General features: G+C 62.1%; 17 protein-coding genes. 8 read left to right on the forward strand and 9 right to left on the reverse strand.

Features of this window, described 5'->3' with window-relative positions:
* Nucleotides 1–177 precede the first annotated feature (177 nt).
* The 3 genes from P3T25_RS29990 to P3T25_RS30000 all read right to left on the reverse strand — a co-directional run bounded on the left by P3T25_RS29990 (nt 178) and on the right by P3T25_RS30000 (nt 3,337).
* Complete coding sequence (locus P3T25_RS29990) at nt 178–1,377, reverse strand: branched-chain amino acid ABC transporter substrate-binding protein (protein ID WP_266237507.1); 1,200 nt, start codon at nt 1,375–1,377, stop codon at nt 178–180.
* A 542-nt stretch (nt 1,378–1,919) separates the two neighbouring features.
* A complete protein-coding gene (gene ispH, locus P3T25_RS29995; protein ID WP_154565879.1) occupies nt 1,920–2,879 on the reverse strand; it encodes a 4-hydroxy-3-methylbut-2-enyl diphosphate reductase in 960 nt (319 codons plus the stop codon).
* Nucleotides 2,880–2,881: 2 nt separating this feature from the next.
* The gene (locus P3T25_RS30000; protein WP_042321518.1) at nt 2,882–3,337 is read right to left on the reverse strand and encodes an FKBP-type peptidyl-prolyl cis-trans isomerase; all 456 of its coding nucleotides are present in this window, start codon (nt 3,335–3,337) and stop codon (nt 2,882–2,884) included.
* Nucleotides 3,338–3,549: 212 nt separating this feature from the next.
* On the opposite strand from P3T25_RS30000, the gene radC reads away from it, so the two are divergent.
* The 4 genes from radC (at nt 3,550) to nadB (ending at nt 6,937) form a co-directional block, all read left to right on the forward strand.
* Nucleotides 3,550–4,437, forward strand: a complete 888-nt coding sequence (gene radC, locus P3T25_RS30005) for a RadC family protein (RefSeq protein WP_429360499.1) — start codon at nt 3,550–3,552, stop codon at nt 4,435–4,437.
* A gap of 241 nt (nt 4,438–4,678) precedes the next feature.
* Nucleotides 4,679–4,912 carry a 50S ribosomal protein L28 gene (rpmB, locus tag P3T25_RS30010; RefSeq protein ID WP_007180631.1) on the forward strand — a complete coding sequence of 78 codons (234 nt, stop codon included), beginning with the start codon at nt 4,679–4,681 and terminating at the stop codon, nt 4,910–4,912.
* A gap of 10 nt (nt 4,913–4,922) precedes the next feature.
* On the forward strand, nt 4,923–5,090 hold the full coding sequence (rpmG, locus tag P3T25_RS30015; RefSeq protein ID WP_006050116.1) for a 50S ribosomal protein L33: 168 nt from the start codon (nt 4,923–4,925) through the stop codon (nt 5,088–5,090).
* 248 nt (nt 5,091–5,338) lie between these two features.
* Entirely contained in the window at nt 5,339–6,937 is a 1,599-nt protein-coding gene (gene nadB / locus P3T25_RS30020; protein WP_154565878.1) for an L-aspartate oxidase, read from the forward strand.
* Between the two features lie 82 nt (nt 6,938–7,019).
* Here the strand turns inward: nadB and nadC are convergent, their stop codons facing one another.
* The 6 genes from nadC to purN form a co-directional block, all read right to left on the reverse strand.
* The gene (gene nadC, locus P3T25_RS30025; RefSeq protein WP_429360501.1) at nt 7,020–7,931 is read right to left on the reverse strand and encodes a carboxylating nicotinate-nucleotide diphosphorylase; all 912 of its coding nucleotides are present in this window, start codon (nt 7,929–7,931) and stop codon (nt 7,020–7,022) included.
* Nucleotides 7,931–9,070 (reverse strand): quinolinate synthase NadA, encoded by a 1,140-nt coding sequence (gene nadA / locus P3T25_RS30030; protein WP_154565876.1) that lies wholly within the window; start codon nt 9,068–9,070, stop codon nt 7,931–7,933. Before nadA ends, nadC begins: the two co-directional genes overlap by 1 nt.
* A gap of 142 nt (nt 9,071–9,212) precedes the next feature.
* Nucleotides 9,213–10,409: a DesA family fatty acid desaturase gene (locus P3T25_RS30035; protein ID WP_154565875.1), complete on the reverse strand. Its 1,197-nt coding sequence runs from the start codon at nt 10,407–10,409 to the stop codon at nt 9,213–9,215.
* Between the two features lie 203 nt (nt 10,410–10,612).
* Nucleotides 10,613–11,968, reverse strand: coding sequence for a mechanosensitive ion channel family protein (locus P3T25_RS30040; protein ID WP_154565874.1), 1,356 nt, complete (start codon nt 11,966–11,968; stop codon nt 10,613–10,615).
* Nucleotides 11,969–12,047: 79 nt separating this feature from the next.
* Nucleotides 12,048–13,307: an RsmB/NOP family class I SAM-dependent RNA methyltransferase gene (locus tag P3T25_RS30045; protein WP_154565873.1), complete on the reverse strand. Its 1,260-nt coding sequence runs from the start codon at nt 13,305–13,307 to the stop codon at nt 12,048–12,050.
* The gene (gene purN / locus P3T25_RS30050) at nt 13,304–13,957 is read right to left on the reverse strand and encodes a phosphoribosylglycinamide formyltransferase (RefSeq protein ID WP_093638893.1); all 654 of its coding nucleotides are present in this window, start codon (nt 13,955–13,957) and stop codon (nt 13,304–13,306) included. The genes P3T25_RS30045 and purN overlap by 4 nt, the downstream gene beginning before the upstream one ends.
* A gap of 118 nt (nt 13,958–14,075) precedes the next feature.
* On the opposite strand from purN, the gene P3T25_RS30055 reads away from it, so the two are divergent.
* The 4 genes from P3T25_RS30055 (at nt 14,076) to coaBC (ending at nt 19,837) form a co-directional block, all read left to right on the forward strand.
* A complete protein-coding gene (locus tag P3T25_RS30055; protein ID WP_168435941.1) occupies nt 14,076–15,071 on the forward strand; it encodes a bifunctional riboflavin kinase/FAD synthetase in 996 nt (331 codons plus the stop codon).
* Between the two features lie 170 nt (nt 15,072–15,241).
* Nucleotides 15,242–18,079: an isoleucine--tRNA ligase gene (ileS, locus tag P3T25_RS30060; RefSeq protein WP_266237498.1), complete on the forward strand. Its 2,838-nt coding sequence runs from the start codon at nt 15,242–15,244 to the stop codon at nt 18,077–18,079.
* Nucleotides 18,079–18,585 carry a signal peptidase II gene (gene lspA, locus P3T25_RS30065; protein ID WP_093638890.1) on the forward strand — a complete coding sequence of 169 codons (507 nt, stop codon included), beginning with the start codon at nt 18,079–18,081 and terminating at the stop codon, nt 18,583–18,585. The genes ileS and lspA overlap by 1 nt, the downstream gene beginning before the upstream one ends.
* Nucleotides 18,586–18,622: 37 nt before the next feature.
* Nucleotides 18,623–19,837, forward strand: coding sequence for a bifunctional phosphopantothenoylcysteine decarboxylase/phosphopantothenate--cysteine ligase CoaBC (gene coaBC / locus P3T25_RS30070; protein WP_154565870.1), 1,215 nt, complete (start codon nt 18,623–18,625; stop codon nt 19,835–19,837).
* Nucleotides 19,838–19,890: the final 53 nt, after the last annotated feature.

Genomic DNA, 19,890 nt, shown 5'->3' on the forward strand with positions numbered 1-19,890 from the left:
GGCGGTGATGCGGTACGCCAATCTCAACGGCACTGCGGGTACTGATGTAAAAGACCGGTAAGGGTTATCCGCTATCCGGTTCGTCTTACGACTGGGATGCAGTCGGGGACTCGCCGATGGCGGATGCAAAAACGGCACCGTTGGGTGGTTTCGGTGCCGTCAGGCTACATCCCGTCATCACTTCTTCACGACGTCGAGAACCGCTTTCTTGCCGTCCTTGAAGTCGTAAAGCGTAATGGCGCCCTCTTTCAAATCACCCTTGTCGTCGAACGCGATGTGACCGATTACCCCGTTGTAATCGGTGGACGGCATCGCAGCCAGCACCTTGGGCGCCTCGATCGAATTAGCGCGCTTCATTGCATCGACAATCACGTACACAGCGTCATACGTGAACGGTGCGTAAATCTGCACCGGCGTGTGGAAGCGGTCGACGTACTTCTTTTCGAAGTCCGCTCCCTTGTCCATTTTCGAAAGCGCGAGTCCTGCCTCCGAACAGACCAGGTTTTGCACGGCGGTTCCCGCCAGCTCACCCACCTTGTCGGTACACACGCCGTCGCCGCCAAGGATTTTTGCCCTGATACCGAGCGCCGCCGCCTGTTTGGTAAACGGCCCGCCCGTTGCGTCCATGCCGCCGAACATGATCACGTCCGGCTGAACACTCCTGATCTTTCTAAGGACGGCCTGAAACTCCGTAGCCCTGTCATTCGTGGCTTCACGCGCGACGATCTTCGCCCCGCTCGCCTGTACTGTCTTCGCGAACTCGTCGGCCAGTCCCTTACCATATACGGTCGAGTCGTCGACAATCGCGATGCGTTTCGCGCCGAGCACTTTCGTCGCGTAGTTGGCAAGCGCCGGGCCCTGCTGGGCATCGGTCGCGACCACCCGATAAGTCGTCTTGAAACCTTGCTGCGTGTACCCCGGATTTGTCGACGACGGTGAGATCTGCACGATCCCGGCATCGCTATAGATCTTCGACGCGGGAATCGAGACGCCTGAATTCAGGTGCCCGACCACGGCGACAACATGATCGTCGACAAATTTTTCAGCGACCGCCGTACCCGTTTTCGGGTCCGCGGCATCATCTTGTGCGTCGAGTTCCAACTGGATCTTGTGACCGTCGATGGTCAAGCCTTGCTTATTGATTTCCTCGACCGCCAGACGCGCGCCGTTTTCATTGTCCCTGCCAAGATGCGCAATACCCCCCGTTAATGGGGCCGCATGACCGATTTTCACGACAGTCGTTTCACTCGCCGGTGCCGCTGCCGCCGTGGCAGCCGATGCACCTGCTCCCGCCTCGCTATCCTGTTTCTTGCCGCACGCGGTCAACATCGCAACCGCGGTCACGATGGACACGGCGTAAGCAAACTTGACTCGCATTAAGTAGGTCTCCTGCGCCTTGCAAAATCTATTGTTCGGGACCCGGAGGCCTTGAGAACGCGCGCATTGTAACTCCAATTATGCGACGGGCAATATTGTTGAAACGGTGGGGTTTTCCTGCATTGCAACCTTATTTTGAGAGAGGAATTCCGCAAAAGGCGCAACCGGGTTGCGACTGTTTTTCGTGCATCAGTTGCACCATCGCTGCGCCCAATGGCATCAAGTGTTGCAGCGATCTGGCCCGATCCCTGATTGCACCGTGGTTCGCGTTAAGTATTACGTTTCCATTGATATCAGGACGCGCGCACTATTTTAGTGCGCCAAAAATCGGGGCAACGCGTTTGATACGATTTAAACGGGGCCACATCATCGAAAAATTGATTAAAAGCCAAATCACAATTCAAAGGAATTTGTGTGGGAGGACACTTAAAACGGCTCGATACACTGATCTGGCACTTTATTTTCTGCGGGCTCACGATTTTGCGGGCGTAAAAAAAGCGCGCCCTCGGGCGCGCTTTCCTTTCAGAAACGTCGGCTGATTGTCAGGCAGGCAGACCCAGCCCGCGCGGCAACGGAAACGCGATGTTTTCCTCGATGCCTTCGAGCGCACGCACGTTGCGCACGCCGAGCTCACGCAACCGGCCGATCACCGCTTGCGCCAGCGCTTCCGGCGCCGAGGCGCCCGCCGTCACGCCGATCCGGCGCTTGCCTTCAACCCACACCGGATCGATCTGGTCCGGCGAGTCCACCATATAAGAAGGCACGCCAAGCTTTTCGGCCAGCTCGCGCAACCGGTTCGAATTCGAACTATTCGGGCTGCCAACCACGATCACGACGTCGCATTGCGGCGCCATGAACTTGACCGCGTCCTGGCGGTTTTGCGTGGCGTAGCAGATGTCCTGCTTCTTCGGCTCGCGGATCGCGGGATATTTCGCCTTCAGGGCGCCGATGATCTCGGCTGCGTCGTCGACCGACAGGGTGGTTTGCGTCACGAACGCGATCCGCTCGGGATCGGCCAACTGCAAGGCCAGCACGTCTTTGATGTCTTCCACCAGATGCATGCCTTCGCCCGCCTGCCCCATCGTGCCCTCGACTTCAGGGTGGCCCTTGTGGCCGATCATCACGATGTCGAAGCCGTCCTGGCGCATCTTCGCGACTTCGATATGCACCTTGGTCACGAGCGGACAGGTGGCGTCGTACACCCGCAGGCCACGCGACTCGGCCTCCGAACGCACCGCTTTCGACACGCCATGCGCGCTGAAGATGACGGTATTGCCAGCCGGCACTTCTTCCAGTTGCTCAATGAAGATTGCGCCCTTCTTGCGCAAATCCTCGACGACATAGGCGTTATGGACGATTTCGTGGCGCACGTAAATCGGCGAGCCGTGCAGCTTGATGGCCCGCTCTACGATTTCAATGGCCCGATCGACGCCGGCACAGAACCCACGCGGCTGCGCCAGCAGGATCTCGGTTTCGGCAAGAGTCGTATCCGTGATGCTCATGTTTACAGAATCCCGATGATTTTCACTTCAAACGCCAGCGCCTGGCCGGCAAGCGGATGGTTGAAATCGAACAACGCCGACGTCTCGCCAACTTCCTTGAGGACGCCCGCGTAGCGGCCGCCACCCGGCGCGTTGAATTCGACCAGGTCACCCGGCGAAAAATCCTCGCCGATCATGCTGTTTTCGCGCAGCGTGGCCAGCGAAACCCGCTGGATCAGCTCCGGATTGCGCGGACCGAACGCCTGACCCGGCGTTAGCTGAAAGGTCGAATGGTGGCCCACCTTCAAACCCAGCAAAATATCTTCCAGCGGCGGCGCCAGTTGACCCGCGCCGAGCAACAGCGTGGCCGGCTTGTCGGTAAACGTATTGATGACTTCGGCGCCATCGGCAAGGGAAAGCCGGTAATGAAGCGTGACGTGTGAACCGGGCTTCACTTCGGAAATGTCGATGATGCTCATGCAATGCTCGCTCAGTCGAAGCGCGCTGCACGCGTGCGCCGCGGGCGCAGTTGGCGCCGCAGTTGACGCGCGTGGCAAACCCTCGGGGTGCCGTGCGCAAAGCGTCTATTGTAAGCCACATAGCGGGCGGCGGCTTGGCTCCGTCGCGCGCATCGCGGCTCGGCCGCGCACCGCGCGCCGCCACAAACCCCAACTGGAGGATGCATATCTATATGGCCGACTATGCCTGCACGATAGACGAAGCCGCACTTGAAACGGCCTTGCCGGAGCCCATCGCGCCCGTCGTCGCGCCCGCCATCGCCGCACCCGCTGCACCCGCCCCGGCGTCGCCACGCGCTGGCGCCACAACGGGTCATACCGCGGCCGCAGCCGGCGTCAGCTCCGCGGACGCCACCGCGAACGGCGCCGCCCACCCTGCCCGCTCGCTTGTACGCGGCAAATGGCACAAAAACGACATGCCGCGCGAGCGGCTGATCGAGGAAGGGCCGGGCGTCCTGTCCGACACCGAAATGATCGTACTGGTGCTTGGCGCAGGATTGCCCGGCCACGACGTGTTCGACGTGGCGCGCACACTGCTCGACCGCTTCGGCTCGCTACGCGCCATGCTCGACGCAACTTACTCGGACTTCGACGGCCTGCGCGGCATCGGGCCGGCGAAAAAGGCCCAGTTGATTGCCATCATGGAAATGGCGCGGCGTTCGCTGGTCGATAAAATGCGTGACCGCTCGCTGATGAACTCGCCCGAAGCCGTGCAAGACTATCTGCGCCTGCGCATCGGCGGAAGTCCCCACGAAGTCTTCGTGTCGCTCTTTCTCGACGCCCGCCACCGGCTGATCCGCTGCGAGGAGAGCGCCCGGGGCACGCTCACGCGCATGGCCGTCTATCCGCGCGAAATCGTGCGGCGGGCGTTGAGCCTGAATGCGGCCAGCCTGATCGTCGCGCATAATCACCCTTCCGGCGCCGTCCAGCCGAGCGCGAGCGACTGCCGGCTGACGCATACGCTGCGCGAAGCCCTTGCGCTGATCGACGTCCAATTGATCGATCATCTGGTGATCGGCGCGGATCGCACATACTCCTTTGCCCGCGCCGGCTGGCCGTGACACGGTGCGAACCAGGGTCGCGGCAACGTTGTGCCGAGTTCGGCATCGCAAATAAGGTTTGATTTTGCGGCTTTTTTTCTGCTAGAATTCCGGTTTGCCTATTTCCAACCCCCTGTTCCGAAGCCACCAAGGCGTTCCGGAAAGGAAACGTGCCTCGAGTTTCAATAAACTCTCAGCGCGGCTCTTTTCGGGAAACTTTCACGGCGTTCGAACTCAGAATTAGCGTATTAGGAGTGCTCTCATGGCACGCGTATGCCAAGTAACTGGGAAAGCGCCGATGAGCGGCAACAACGTTTCCCACGCGAACAACAAAACCAAGCGCCGGTTCCTGCCGAACCTGCAAAACCGCCGTATTTGGGTGGAAAGCGAAAACCGTTGGGTGCGTCTGCGCGTTTCGAACGCCGGCCTGCGCCTGATCGACAAGAACGGTATCGACGCTGTGCTCGCAGATCTGCGCGCACGCGGTGAAGCCTAAGGAGTAAATCATGGCGAAAGGCGCACGCGACAAGATCAAGTTGGAATCGACCGCAGGCACGGGTCACTTCTATACGACGACGAAGAACAAACGCAACATGCCGGAAAAGATGCTGATCAAGAAATTTGATCCGGTCGTCCGTAAGCACGTTGACTACAAGGAAACCAAGATTAAATAAATCTTGGCTCCTGCCTGACGAAGGCAAAAAGATTTGCAAAAAAGCCTCGCATTCGTGCGGGGCTTTTTTGTTTTCAACGTCCCAATATCGCGCTGATTAGCTGCCCTTTAGCTGTCATTTCGCCGCCAGGACAGTCTTATCCCGTTCGGCCAGCTTTCCCTCATTCGTTGCGACGCGTATCCTTTCTCGTTTTAGCGGCATGCACACAGCATGGCGTCACGGCAAAACGAAAGACGGAGATGCAGGCGATGGAATTCGATGTAGCGATTGTCGGTAGCGGTCTGGCGGGCTTGAGCGTCGCGCTCAACCTCGCGGAGACCCGGCGGGTTGCGGTGGTCGCCAAGCGATCGATGACCGAAGGCGCGAGCGATTGGGCGCAAGGCGGGATCGCCGCCGTTCTGGATTCGGCAGACAGCGTCGAAAACCACGTGCGCGACACGCTGATCGCCGGTGGCGGCCTGTGCGACGAGACGGCGACGCGTTTTATCGTTGAGCATGGGCGCGCTGCGATCGAATGGCTAATCGAGCAAGGCGTGCCGTTCACCAAAGACGACGCCGCCGAACTCGGCTTTCATCTGACACGCGAAGGCGGCCACAGCCATCGCCGGATCATTCATGCTGCGGATGCAACGGGCCATGCAGTGGTCACCACGCTCAGCGAACGTGTACGCCGCCATCCGAACATCACCCTGCTCGAGGACCACTACGCGATCGACCTGATCACGTCCGACCGTCTGGGTCTGCCGGGGCGTCGCTGCCACGGTTTGTATGCACTCGATCTGCAAAGCGGCCGCACCGTCACAATCGAAGCGCCGCATACCGTGCTCGCCACCGGCGGCGCCGGCAAGGTCTATCTGTACACCACCAACCCCGACACCGCGACCGGCGACGGCATCGCGATGGCCTGGCGCGCCGGCTGCCGCGTGTCGAACATGGAATTCATCCAGTTCCATCCCACCTGCCTGTTCCACCCTTATGCGAAGTCGTTCCTGATCTCAGAGGCCGTACGCGGCGAGGGCGGCATTCTGAAGCTCCCGGATGGCACGCGCTTCATGCCGAACCACGACGAGCGCGCCGAACTCGCGCCGCGCGACATCGTCGCGCGCGCGATCGACTTCGAGATCAAGAAACGCGGCATCGATTGCGTCTATCTCGACATCAGCCATCAGCCGCCCGAATTCCTGCGCGAGCACTTCCCGACGATTCTGGCCCGCTGCCTGGAATTCGGCATCGACATCACCAAAGAGCCCATTCCGGTTGTACCCGCCGCGCACTACACGTGCGGCGGTGTCGTGACTGACCTGGCCGGCAGGACTGATCTCGCGGGCCTCTATGCGGTCGGTGAAACGTCATGCACAGGCCTGCACGGTGCGAACCGGCTTGCCAGCAATTCCTTGCTCGAGTGTCTTGTGATCGGGCGCTCCGCCGCGCAAGCCATCGAGGAAGAAGGCTTCAGCGCCGCCGTCCACGCGCCGCTGCCTGACTGGGACGAAAGCCGTGTGTCCGATCCGGACGAAGAAGTGGTGGTCGCGCACAACTGGGATGAACTGCGCCGTTTGATGTGGAACTACGTCGGCATTGTGCGGACGGACAAGCGGCTCGCCCGGGCCAAGCATCGGCTTGCCTTGCTCCGTGACGAGATTCACGAGTATTACGCGAACTTCAAGGTGAGCCGCGATTTGCTTGAATTGCGCAATCTGGTCGACGTGGCGTCGTTGATTGTCGAAGGTGCTCGCTCACGGCGTGAAAGCCGTGGCTTGCATTTCAGCCGCGATTGGCCGGCCACGTTGCCTAAAGCGCTGCCGACGGTGCTGTCGCCGGAGCATGTGCGTAACCGCAACGTGTGATTTCTGAAGCTGAAGTGAAAAAGCCATCGCCGGTTTCCCAGCGATGGCTTTTTCATGGATGGCGAACGCTTAGGCGTGCGGCTTACACGATTCGCATCGAGTAATCCGTTGCACGCACATCTTTGGTCAGCGCACCGATCGACACGCGGTCGACACCCGTTTCCGCGATGGTACGCACCGTCTCGAAGTTCACACCGCCAGACACCTCCAGCACCGCCCGCCCTGCCGTGATACGCACTGCTTCACGCATCGCGTCGAACGAAAAGTTGTCCAGCAGAATGGATTGGGCGCGATGCGCCAACGCGGTTTCCAACTGCGCCAGCGTTTCGACTTCGATCTGGATCGACACGCCCGCATTCAGCGCGAGCGCCGCATCCATTGCGGCACCGACGCCACCCGCTGCAGCGATGTGGTTTTCCTTGATCAGAATGCCGTCGTACAACGCGAGCCGCTGATTCGCACCGCCACCCACACGCACCGCGTATTTCTGCGCGAGCCGCAAGCCCGGCAGGGTCTTACGCGTATCGAGGATGCGCGTTTGGGTGTGGGCGATTGCGTCGACATAGCGGCACGTTGCGCTCGCCACGCCCGACAGCAGTTGCAGGAAATTCAACGCATTGCGTTCCGCAGTCAACAGCGCACGGACAGGGCCACGCAGCTCGCAGACCGGCGTATCCGCCGTCATCCGATCGCCCTCGCGATAACGCCACTGCACATCGATACGCGGATCGACCTGGCGCATCACCGCGTTGAACCAGAGCACGCCGCACAGCACGGCATCTTCGCGCACGATGATGCGCGCATCACGCACGTCGTCTGCAGGGACAAGACGGCCGGTCTGATCGCCTGCGCCAACATCTTCGGCCAGCGCGTCGACGACGTTGCGCGCCAGCGCAGCATCGAATGCCGCGCCATACTGCGCATGAATCTCCGCGAACAGCGGCGACACCGCCTCGACCTGATTGCGCTCAACTGCCCCTTCAACCGCCCCCATTACGCCGCTCCCACGTTCGAATACAGTTGCGCGTCGCGTGCGAGATCGCCGCTGGCTTGCACGCGTTTCTTGTGACGCGCCGCGAAGTCGAGCATCCGGTCGATCGGCAGACGCGCCCGTTCGCCGATCGCTCGATCGACGAAGATTTCGTTGTGGCCGCGTTCGAGCACCTCGGCCAGATTGGCGAGGCCGTTCATCGCCATCCACGGGCAATGCGCGCAGCTCTTGCAGGTCGCGCTGTTGCCGGCCGTCGGCGCGGCGATCAACGTCTTGCCCGGCGCGGCGAGCTGCATCTTGTGCAGAATGCCGAGATCGGTCGCCACGATGAAATGCGTCGCGTCAAGTTTTTGCGCGGCGTCGATCAACTGCGTGGTCGAGCCGACCACGTCCGCTTGCGCGACCACGTTAGCCGGCGACTCCGGATGCACCAAAACTTTCGCGTCCGGATACTCGGCGCGCAGCAGATCGAGTTCAATGCCCTTGAATTCGTCGTGCACGAGACACGAGCCCTGCCACAGCAGCATGTCCGCGCCCGTCTTGCTCTGGATATAGCTACCGAGATGCCGATCTGGCGCCCAGATGATCTTTTCGCCGCGTGCGTGCAGATCGGCAACGATTTCCAGCCCGATCGACGACGTCACCATCCAGTCCGCCCGAGCCTTGACGGCCGCACTGGTGTTCGCGTACACGACCACCGTGCGATCCGGGTGCGCGTCGCAGAACGCCGAGAATTCATCGACCGGACAGCCGAGGTCGAGCGAACAGGTCGCGTCGAGATCCGGCATCAGAATGCGCTTGTCCGGACTCAGGATTTTCGCGGTCTCACCCATGAAGCGCACGCCCGCCACCACCAGCGTTTGCGCCTCGTGATCGCGGCCGAAGCGCGCCATTTCCAGTGAGTCGGCCACGCAACCGCCGGTTTCGTCGGCGAGTTCCTGCAGTTCCGCGTCGACGTAGTAGTGCGCAACGAGCACGGCTTTCTCGCGCTTAAGCAATGCGCGGATGCGTTCCTTCAACTCCACCTTCTGTTCCGCCGACGGCACGTCGGGCACCTTCGCCCAGGCCTGCCCGATCCCGCAGGTCGTGCCCTGCGCCTGTGGCCGGTCGTATTCGACGGTCCTGATCGTCTGCTGATCCATGATCTCCTCTGCCTTCGCTCTGCCGCCGCGGACTGTCAATCGCGTGTCGTTGAAATTGCCGCGGCCCAAAAAGCAAAACCCCGCCAACGCGGGGTTTTGTGACGTAACGAAATTTTAATAGATTTCGCGCTCAGGCATACGATCAGGCATAACGGCGCAGGCGCATCGCAAAGTCTTGCAGTGCTTTGATACCGCTCTGTTCCGCCCGATGACACCAGTCTTGCAACTGAATCAGCAGTTGATCACGCGACGCATTCGAGCGCTCCCACATCGCCGCCAGTTCATTGCGCATGTCGATGTAGGTCTTGAGCTTCTGGCTGTTCGCGAAGATCTGCGGCAACTGGCGCTTCTGCGGTTCATCGAGACCCGCTTCTTCCTTGTGGAACCAGCTACGCGCACCGCGCATCACCTGATACTTCTCGCGCGCGCCCACTTCCTTCAGATGCGCCAGTTCCTGGCGATATGCGCGCTTGAGCGCCTTGCCGTAACGCGCCATCACTTCGTAGCGGTTTGCCAGCACGGCTTGCAACGTGTCCTGATCGAGCACCAGCTTGCCAGTGGTCAGACGCGGCGTAGGCGCGATCTTCTTCACCTTGGCCAGACGGAACGCCGACATGATGCGGATGTACATCCAGCCGATGTCGAACTCGTACCACTTGTTCGACAGCTTGGCCGACGTCGCATACGTGTGGTGGTTGTTATGCAGCTCTTCACCGCCAATGATGATGCCCCACGGGAAGATGTTGGTGCTGGCATCCGACGAGTTGAAGTTGCGGTAGCCCCACCAGTGCGCGAGGCCGTTCACCACGCCTGCTGCCCAGAACGGGATCCACACCATCTGCACGGCCCAGATCGTCAGGCCGACGACGCCGAACAGCGCGACATTCAGCACCATCATCAGGCTCACGCCCAAGATCGGGTACTTGGTGTAGACGTTGCGTTCCATCCAGTCATTCGGCGTGCCGTGACTGAACTTGCGCATCGTTTCTTCATTCTTGGCTTCGGAACGGTACAGTTCCGCGCCTTCGAGCAGCACCTTCCAGATGCCGCGCGTTTGCGGGCTGTGCGGATCTTCTTCGGTCTCGCACTTGGCGTGGTGCTTACGGTGAATCGCGGCCCATTGGCCGGTCAGCATACCGGTGGTCATCCACAACCAGAAACGGAAAAAATGACTGACGATCGGATGCAGCTCCAGCGCACGGTGCGCCTGGCAGCGATGCAGATAGACCGTTACGCCAATGATCGTGATGTGCGTCGCGACCAGCGTGTACAGCACAAGTTGCCACCACGAGAAGTGCAGCAAACCGTGAGCAAGGAAATCGAGCAAGGAATTCAACAAGGCAATTTACCTGTGGAACAAGAGACGCCAGACACACGCGAAATGCGCGTGTCAAGAAAGTGAAAGCATACAGCGGGATTGGACGATATTCTACTTGAAGCGTTCCAAGTGTTTGTAACAAATAGGGATTTTTTGTGCGGTATCAACCAGATGGAACGCGCTGGCGGTCTTTTTTGGACCCGCCGGCGGGTTCGAAGTGCCCGTCAGTGGGCGCTGTCGGCCTGATTGGCCACGGGAGCAGTCATTGTTACCGCTTGCGGCATGGCGTCGCTGACGTTGCCGACGATTCGCACTTCGCGTTGCGAGAAAGGAATTGCGATGTCGTGTTCGGAGAACAGACGCCAGATGTTGCGATTGACGGCCGAGCGCACGCCTGACGTGCCTGTTGCCGCGTCTTCGATCCAGAAACCCAGTTCGAGGTTGATGCCGTCGGGGCCGAAACCAACCAGATAAGGCGTAGGCGCCGGTTCCTGCAGCACCCGCGCGACGCCCTGTGCGGCCTCGGCGAGCAACGCCATCGCCTGCTCGACGTCGGTGGAGTAGGCGACCTGCACGGCCGCCTTGGCGTAGCCGCGCGTCAAATAGGACGACTGGTTCTGCACCACGTCCGTAATCAGCTTTTCGTTCGGAATCAGCGTTTCGATGCCGTCGAGGCCGCGCACCACCGTATAACGCGTGCGGATCTGCGTGACCATGCCCTGCAAGCCGCTGACATTGATGGTGTCGCCGATGCGCAGCGAGCGGTCGATCAGGATGATGAAGCCCGAGACGTAGTTGCTGGCGATCTTCTGCAAGCCGAACCCGAGCCCGACACCCAGCGCGCCGCCGAACACGCCCAGCACCGTGATGTCGATTCCGACCAGCGACAGGCTGATCAACACCGCCGCCAGCACGAACGCAGCGCGCCCGACTCGCGCCACCACCACCTTGAGGTTGGCGTCGAGCGTCTTGGAGCGCATCAGACGGTCTTCGAACGTGGCGCCGAGCCACATCGCGACGATCATCGTCACACACACCCACAGAAGCCCCGTGGTAAGCGAAAGCAGCGTCATGTGCGCATTCGCGACCCGGAAGCGCACACTGCCCATCCAGGTGATCACGTCGTCCTGGATGCCCATCACGGTGAGCACCATGCCGATCCAGACGACCAGCGAAACGATTTTCTCGACGAGGAACAGCCACGGATGGTTCGAGCCGTCCTGACTGAAAACCCGCCGTGCGAAGAAAAACACGATGTAAATCAGACCGATACCGAACAGTGGCACCAGCGCCAGATCGAGCAGCGCGGTGTGCATGAACGGGCCGGTGATCGCCTGCGCAAGCCACACGAACGCCGCACCAATCAGCGGAAAGAACGCGCGGTTCAGGCTTTCCGCGCCGAAACGCAAGGTCTGGTAACGCGTCTGGCGCCGCAGATCGAGGGTGCGGCGCAACAGGCGCGCGAGCAGCCAGGCAATGCCGAGCGTCACGAGCAGGACGCCGACCTGCCACAGCATCACCGGCTGGCCGAAGTCGCGCGCGAGGTCGCCGAACATATGAGGAAAAATGCGGTTTTGCATGATGTCGCCGAAATCGCCGGAGCAGCGGGGTTCAGTTCAGAAAAGAAACCCGTTTGCGCCGGCAGCCAGCCGGTTGCGTTTAGCTCTGGCGTTCCAGCACGGCTGCGAAGAAGCCGTCGGTAGCGTGGCGGTGCGGCCACAGCGACAGGTAATCGCCCATTTCCAGGTCGATGCGCTGCTCGGCGAGCACGTCGCGCGCCGGCACCAAGGCGAAGTCCGGATGGTCGGCGAGGAACTGCTGCACGACGGCTTCGTTTTCCGCTTCCAGAATCGAGCAGGTTGCGTAGACGAGACGGCCGCCCTTCTTCACCAGACGCGAGGCACTGGCCAGAATCGACGCCTGCTTCGGCGCCAGTTCGGCGACCGATTCCGGCGACTGGCGCCACTTCAGGTCCGGGTTACGACGCAGCGTACCGAGGCCGCTGCACGGCGCGTCGACCAGCACGCGGTCGATCTTGCCGGCCAGACGCTTGATCTTGGCGTCGTGTTCACTGTCGATCAGCACCGGATTCACGTTCGACAGCCCGCTGCGCGCGAGGCGCGGCTTGAGCTTGGCCAAACGCCGCTCGGAGACGTCGAAGGCGTACAGACGCCCGGTGGAACGCATCGCCGCGCCCAGTGCCAGCGTCTTGCCGCCGGCGCCCGCGCAGAAGTCCACGATCATTTCGCCGCGCTTGGGGGCGACCAGCGAACACAGTAACTGGCTGCCCTCGTCCTGAACTTCGACCCAGCCGTGCTGGAACGCGTCGAGCTTGGTCAGCGGCGGCTTGCCGACCACCCGCACGCCGAACGGTGCGAAAGGCGTCGCGCCACCTTCGATGCCTGCCTTCGACAGCGCGTTCAGCACGTCGTCGCGGCTTGCCTTGATCGGGTTCGCGCGCAGGTCCAGCGGCGCCGGATAATTCAGCGCGGCGGCCAGCTGCGCAAGTTCCGCAGGTTCGAAGCGCTTCGCGAGCGCCTGATAGATCCAGTCGGGCAGATTCAGGCGAATCCGCAGCGGCAGGCTTTCAGGGTCGATCTTCGCGACGTGTTCGAGCCAGTGCGATTCGGTGTCCGACAAGAACGGCTTGAGGGCCGTGCGGCCGGCCGTTTGCATCAGTCCCAGCAAGGCCATGCGGCGCGCCGGGCTGCCCGCGCCGCCTTCGGCCAGATGGGCGAATTCCATCCGGCGGCGCAGGACGGCGAAGACCGCCTCGGCGATCACGCCGCGCTCGCCGTGCCCGAGCTTCGGATGCGCGCGGAAAAAGCGGCTCGTCGTGGCGTCGGCCGGACCGTTCAGCTTCAGGACTTCAGCCAGCAAAGTCTCGGTTTGTCCAATCAAAAAACCATGTAATCTCATGCGCCCTCTCCGGCGGTGTGACCGGCAAAGAGCCATTGCGGCTCCGGCGGCGTAAGCGTGACACGCAAGCCGTCGAGAGCAAGACGCCCTTCGACGAACCAGCGCACCGCGCGTGGATAGATAATGTGTTCAGTTGCCAGCACGCGTTCGGCGAGCGTGGCGGGGGTGTCGCCGGCCTCAACGGGGACGGCCGCCTGCGCGACGATCGGCCCGTGATCCAGCTGCGACGTGACAAAATGCACCGACGCGCCATGCAGCCGCACGCCGGCGTCAAGTGCCTGTTGATGGGTTTTCAGGCCCGGAAAGCTTGGCAGCAGCGACGGATGCACGTTCAGCATGCGCCCGGCGTAATGGTCGACGAAACCGGCCGTGAGCACCCGCATGAAGCCGGCGAGCACGACGAGATCAGGCGCGAAGCTGTCGATTTCTTGCGCCAGCGCGGCGTCGAAGCTGTCGCGATCGGGAAACTGGCGGTGGTCGACCACCGCCGTGGCAATGCCGTGCGACGCAGCGAACGCAAGGCCCGCGGCGTCAGGACGGTTGGCAATCACAGCCGCGACTTGCGCCGCCCAGCCTTCGTCCGCGCAGGCGCGAATGATAGCTTCCATGTTGCTTCCCCGTCCGGAAATCAGGATGACGAGTTTTTTCATCCGCGGATTTTATCATTCGGGGGACACTGAAACGGCGACGCGCCGCCGTCTCGTGCGCTGAGCGTTTATAATCATTTGTTTTGCGGCATCTCGGCCGCCCTACCTCAAACCCGCTATCGTGAGAGTCTTCCGCGGTCTTCCCAATGCCGAAAGCCGTGCGCCCTGCGCACTGACCATCGGCAACTTCGACGGTGTCCACCGCGGCCATCAGGCTTTGCTCGCCCACGTCCGGGCCGCCGCCGATGCACGCGGCCTGCCCGTCTGCGTGATGACCTTCGAGCCGCACCCGCGCGAGTTCTTCAACCCCGCTGGCGCGCCGCCGCGAATCGCCATGCTGCGCGACAAGCTTGAAGCGCTGCGCACCAACGGCGTCGACCGGGTCGTGGTCGAGCATTTCAATCACACCTTCGCGAGCCAGTCGCCGGATACGTTTGTCGAACGGATCATCGTCAACGGGCTGCATGCTCGCTGGGTGATGATCGGCGACGACTTCCGCTATGGCGCCAAGCGCGCGGGCGATTTCGCCTCGCTAAAGGCCGCGGGTCAACAGCACGGTTTCGAAGTCGAGCAGATGGCAACGGTGGCCGATCCGTCCGGCGCGCGCATTTCCAGCTCGGGCGTGCGCACGGCGCTGGTAGCGGGCGATCTCGATTCGGCGCGTGCCGCGCTGGGCCGCGATTACCTGATCAGCGGCCACGTCGTGCATGGCATGAAGCTCGGCCGCGACCTCGGTTTCCCCACGCTCAATCTGCCGATCGCGCACAAGCGCCCGGCACTGGCCGGCATTTTCGTGGTGCGCGTGCATGGCGTGGCGGACGAGCCGTTGCCGGGCGTCGCCAGCCTCGGCCTGCGCCCCACCGTCGACGATTCCGGCCGCGTGCTGCTCGAAGTACACCTGCTCGACTGGCACGGCGATGCGTATGGCAAACTCGTGCGCGTCGAATTCCTGAAAAAGCTGCGTGACGAGGAAAAGTACGTCGACCTCGAAACGCTGACCGCCGCCATCGCGCGCGACGTCGCCAATGCGCGCGCGTGGTTCGCGGCCGTCGGCGCCGGCACGCCGGGCAGCCGTTCCACCGGTTTCGCCACCTCGGCCACCGACCGAATTAGATAGCCGCCGCGGTACATGCGAGCGCGCTGAAGCGCTGCATGTACCCACTGCTGCGCGCATCGAAGGGCGTCCGTGGATCACGCGACATGCCTGCCGGGCGCGCCCAACGCCCTGCGCATCTTGCGCATACCGCAGCCTCGCTGCGCTTAGAAAGAATTCACCGCGACCTCATCATGAGCAACAAGAAAGCCGATTCGAAACCGCAGTCACGCTACCCGGTCAACCTGCTCGACACGCCGTTCCCGATGCGTGGCGACCTGCCCAAGCGCGAGCCGCAATGGGTCAAGGAATGGCAGGAACGCAAGGTCTACGAGACGATCCGCGCGGCCAGCAAAGGCCGTAAGAAGTTCATCCTGCACGACGGCCCGCCGTATGCGAACGGCGACATCCACCTCGGCCACGCGGTCAACAAGATCCTCAAGGACATGATCGTCAAGGCACGCAATCTGGCGGGCTTCGACGCGGTCTACGTGCCGGGCTGGGATTGCCACGGCATGCCGATCGAAATCCAGATCGAAAAGCAGTTCGGCAAGTCGCTGCCGGCCGCCGAAGTGATGCAGAAGGCGCGCGCCTACGCGACCGAACAGATCGAGAAGCAGAAGGTCGGCTTCCGCCGTCTGGGCGTGCTCGGCGACTGGGACAACCCGTACAAGACAATGAACTTCACGAATGAAGCCGGCGAAATCCGCGCGCTCGCGAAGATCATGGAAAAGGGTTACGTCTTCCGCGGCCTAAAGCCGGTCAACTGGTGTTTCGACTGCGGCTCGGCGTTGGCCGAAGCGGAAGTCGAGTACAAGGACAAGACGGATCCGACCATCGACGTGCTGTTCAGCTTCGCCGAGCCGGAGAAGACCGCGCAGGCGTTCGGCCTGAATGCGCTGCCGCGCAACGAAGGCGGCATCGTGATCTGGACCACCACGCCGTGGACCATCCCCGCCAACCAGGCGCTGAACCTGCATCCGGAAATCGTCTACGCGCTGGTCGATACACCGCGCGGTTTGCTGATCCTGGCCGAAGAGCGCGTTGAAGCTTGCCTGAAACTGTACGGAGTGGAAGGCACGGTCATCGCGACCACGCCGGGCGCGAAGCTCGTCAACCTGCGCTTCAATCATCCGCTCGCCTCCGCGCATCCGGCCTACAAGCGCACGGCGCCGGTTTATCTCGGCGACTATGTGACGACCGAAACGGGTACGGGTGTGGTGCACTCGTCGCCGGCGTATGGCGTGGAAGACTTTGTGTCCTGCAAGTCGCACGGCATGGCCGATTCGGACATCATCAACCCGGTGATGGGCGACGGCCGTTATATCGAATCGCTCGCGCTGTTCGGCGGTCTGTCGATCTGGGCGGCCAATCCGCAGATCGTCGAAGCCCTGCAAGCAGCCGGCTCGCTGCTGCGCACCGAGAAGTACACGCACAGCTACATGCACTGCTGGCGCCACAAGACGCCGATCATCTACCGCGCGACCTCGCAATGGTTCGCCGGCATGGACGTGAAGCCGAACGACACCGACAAGACGCTGCGCGAGACCGCGCTCGAAGGCATCGAGAACACCGCCTTTTATCCGTCGTGGGGCAAGCAGCGCCTGTTCAGCATGATCGCCAACCGCCCGGACTGGACGCTGTCGCGTCAGCGTCAATGGGGCGTGCCGATGGCGTTCTTCGTGCACAAGGAAACCGGCGAGCTGCATCCGCGCACGCTGGAATTGCTCGAAGAAGTCGCGCAACGCGTCGAGAAGGCCGGCATCGAAGCGTGGCAAACGCTCGACCCGCGCGAACTGCTCGGCGACGACGCCAACATGTACGAAAAGAACCGCGACACGCTCGACGTCTGGTTCGATTCGGGCACCACGCACTGGCACGTGCTGCGCGGCTCGCATAAAGACGAACTGCAATTCCCGGCTGACCTGTATCTGGAAGGCTCGGACCAGCACCGTGGCTGGTTCCACTCGTCGCTCTTGACCGCTTCGATGCTCGACGGCCGCCCGCCCTACAACGCGCTGCTCACGCACGGCTTCACCGTCGACGGCGAAGGCCGCAAGATGAGCAAGTCGCTCGGCAACGGTATCGACCCGCATGAAGTGGCGAACCGCCTTGGCGCGGAAATCATCCGTCTGTGGATCGCCTCGACCGATTACTCGGGTGAACTGGCGATCTCCGAAGAGATCCTGAAGCGCGTGACGGAAGGTTATCGCCGCATCCGCAACACGCTGCGCTTCCTGCTCGCGAACCTGTCGGACTTCGACTTCGCGCAACACGCGCGTCCGGTCGAAGACTGGCTCGAGATCGACCGTTACGCGGTGGCGCTATCGGCAAACCTGCAAAACGACATCCTCTCGCACTACGACAAGTACGAGTTCCACCCGGTGGTCGCGAAGCTGCAGACGTTCTGCTCGGAAGACCTGGGCGGCTTCTATCTGGACGTGCTGAAAGACCGTCTGTACACCACGGCGGCTGACTCCGTCGCACGCCGCTCGGCTCAGACCGCGCTGTATCACATCGCACACGGTCTGCTGCGCCTAATGGCGCCGTTCCTGTCGTTCACCGCCGAAGAAGCGTGGAAGATCTTCTCGCCGAACAGCGAAACGATCTTCACCGAGACCTATCACGCGTTCCCGGCGGTGCCGGAAGCGGGTGATCTGCTCGACAAATGGACGCTGCTGCGCGCCGCGCGTAGCGACGTAACCAAGGCGCTGGAAGAAGCACGCGTTGCGAACCTGATCGGTTCGTCGCTGCAGGCGGAAGTCGAAATCCGCGCGAGCGGCGCGCGTTACGACGCGCTCACGAGCCTCGGCGACGACCTGAAGTTCGTGCTGATCACGTCGGCGGCGACCGTCGTCAAGGTCGACAGCGAAGCGGAAGAAGGCGTCGAAGTGATTGCCTCGAAGTATCTGAAGTGCGAACGCTGCTGGCACTACCGCGCGGACGTTGGCGCCAATGCCGAGCACCCCACCCTGTGCGGCCGCTGCTTCAGCAATCTGTTCGGCAACGGTGAAGCGAGGAGCGCGGCATAATGGCGAAAACCATGTCGAAATCGTCAGCCGCCGGTGGTTCGCTGGCGCCGTGGCTCGGTGTCGCGCTGATCGTGATCCTGTTCGATCAGCTCACCAAAATCGCGGTCCAGAAGGTGTTCGCCTACGGTGTTCCGCATGAGGTCGCGCCGTTTTTCAACCTGATCCTCGTGTACAACCGCGGCGCCGCCTTCAGCTTCCTGGCGATGGCGGGCGGCTGGCAGCGCTGGGCGTTCACCGCGCTCGGCGTGGTCGCGGCGCTGGTGATCTGCTATCTGCTCAAGCGCCACGGCGGGCAGAAGATGTTCTGCACGGCGCTCGCGCTGATTCTGGGCGGCGCGCTCGGCAATGTGATCGACCGGCTGGCGTACGGCCATGTGATCGACTTTCTCGATTTTCACGTGCGCACGTGGCACTGGCCGGCGTTCAATCTCGCCGACAGCGCGATCACGATCGGTGCGATCCTGCTCGTGCTCGACGAGTTGCGGCGCGTGCGCGGCTCGCGCTAACGAGTATAGGTAGACCACGCTTTGTCGGAGGCTTTCGTTGGCAACCGCAGAACTCGCAGGAAAACACCTCGTCCTCGGCATGACGGGCGGCATTGCCTGCTACAAGATCGCCGAACTCACGCGTCTGTTGACCAAGGCCGGCGCGACCGTGCAGGTCGTCATGACCGAAGCGGCCACGCAGTTCATCACCCCCGTTACGATGCAGGCGCTGTCCGGCCGGCCGGTCTACACGAGCCAGTGGGACGCTCGCGTGCCGAACAACATGGCGCACATCGATCTCTCGCGTGAAGCCGACGCGATCGTCATTGCACCCGCCTCTACCGACTTCCTCGCCAAACTCGCGCACGGCATGGCCGACGACCTGCTGTCGACGCTGTGTGTAGCACGCGATTGTCCGCTGCTCGTCGTGCCGGCGATGAACCGGCAGATGTGGCAGAACCCGGCCACCCAACGCAACGTCACGCAACTGCGCGCGGACGGCATTGAAGTGCTCGGTCCCGATTCGGGTCCGCAAGCGTGCGGCGAAGTCGGCGACGGGCGCATGCTCGAAGCGGCCGCGACTTACGAAGCGATCGCGTCATTCTTCTCGCCGAAGATCCTCTCCGGCCGCCGCGTGTTGCTGACCGCCGGCCCGACTTTCGAACCGCTCGATCCGGTGCGCGGCATCACCAATCGTTCGAGCGGCAAGATGGGCTTTGCGCTGGCGCGCGCCGCGCAACAAGCCGGCGCCGAGGTACATCTGGTCGCTGGTCCGGTGGCGCTGGAAACGCCGTGGGGCGTGTTCCGCCAAGACGTGCAAACCGCGCAGCAAATGCACGATGCGGTGATGCGCTCGGTCGCCGACGCCGACATCTTCATCGGCGTGGCCGCGGTGGCCGACTGGCGCGTCGATCACGCCAGCGAACACAAGATCAAGAAGACTGCCGAGCGCGCGCTGCCCACCTTCACGTTCGTCGAGAATCCGGACATTCTGGCAGCGATTGCCAAGCTGCAGCATCCGCCGTTCACAGTCGGTTTCGCGGCCGAGAGCGGCGACCTCGAAGTGCACGGCGAAGAAAAGCGCATGCGCAAGAACGTGCCTTTATTGATCGGCAATCTCGGTCCACTGACCTTCGGCATGGACGATAACGAAGTCATCCTGTTCGAAGCGGCAGGTGCCACCAAGCTGCCGCGCGCCGACAAGCAGACGCTCGCGCGCGCATTGATCGTAGAAATTGCCAGGCGTCTGCCCGACACAAGTCTGATTCGCTAAAGCCGCGCGCGGCGGCGCATGTTGCATTCGCCGCGAGCGCCTCTAGCGCACCG

Origin of the sequence: Paraburkholderia sp. GAS32, from assembly GCF_050434225.1 — a bacterium.
GTDB lineage: Bacteria > Pseudomonadota > Gammaproteobacteria > Burkholderiales > Burkholderiaceae > Paraburkholderia > Paraburkholderia madseniana.

What these genes read in the sequence shown, in the direction of transcription:
- lspA (WP_093638890.1), top strand. Translation starts at nt 18,079, where the DNA reads ATGGCGAAAACCATGTCGAAATCGTCAGCCGCCGGTGGTTCGCTGGCG.
- rpmG (WP_006050116.1), top strand. Translation starts at nt 4,923, where the DNA reads ATGGCGAAAGGCGCACGCGACAAGATCAAGTTGGAATCGACCGCAGGC.
- P3T25_RS30000 (WP_042321518.1), bottom strand. Translation starts at nt 3,337, where the DNA reads ATGAGCATCATCGACATTTCCGAAGTGAAGCCCGGTTCACACGTCACG.
- purN (WP_093638893.1), bottom strand. Translation starts at nt 13,957, where the DNA reads ATGAAAAAACTCGTCATCCTGATTTCCGGACGGGGAAGCAACATGGAA.
- ispH (WP_154565879.1), bottom strand. Translation starts at nt 2,879, where the DNA reads ATGAGCATCACGGATACGACTCTTGCCGAAACCGAGATCCTGCTGGCG.
- nadC (WP_429360501.1), bottom strand. Translation starts at nt 7,931, where the DNA reads ATGGGGGCGGTTGAAGGGGCAGTTGAGCGCAATCAGGTCGAGGCGGTG.
- nadA (WP_154565876.1), bottom strand. Translation starts at nt 9,070, where the DNA reads ATGGATCAGCAGACGATCAGGACCGTCGAATACGACCGGCCACAGGCG.
- rpmB (WP_007180631.1), top strand. Translation starts at nt 4,679, where the DNA reads ATGGCACGCGTATGCCAAGTAACTGGGAAAGCGCCGATGAGCGGCAAC.
- P3T25_RS30045 (WP_154565873.1), bottom strand. Translation starts at nt 13,307, where the DNA reads ATGAGATTACATGGTTTTTTGATTGGACAAACCGAGACTTTGCTGGCT.
- nadB (WP_154565878.1), top strand. Translation starts at nt 5,339, where the DNA reads ATGGAATTCGATGTAGCGATTGTCGGTAGCGGTCTGGCGGGCTTGAGC.
- ileS (WP_266237498.1), top strand. Translation starts at nt 15,242, where the DNA reads ATGAGCAACAAGAAAGCCGATTCGAAACCGCAGTCACGCTACCCGGTC.
- P3T25_RS29990 (WP_266237507.1), bottom strand. Translation starts at nt 1,377, where the DNA reads ATGCGAGTCAAGTTTGCTTACGCCGTGTCCATCGTGACCGCGGTTGCG.
- radC (WP_429360499.1), top strand. Translation starts at nt 3,550, where the DNA reads ATGGCCGACTATGCCTGCACGATAGACGAAGCCGCACTTGAAACGGCC.
- P3T25_RS30040 (WP_154565874.1), bottom strand. Translation starts at nt 11,968, where the DNA reads ATGCAAAACCGCATTTTTCCTCATATGTTCGGCGACCTCGCGCGCGAC.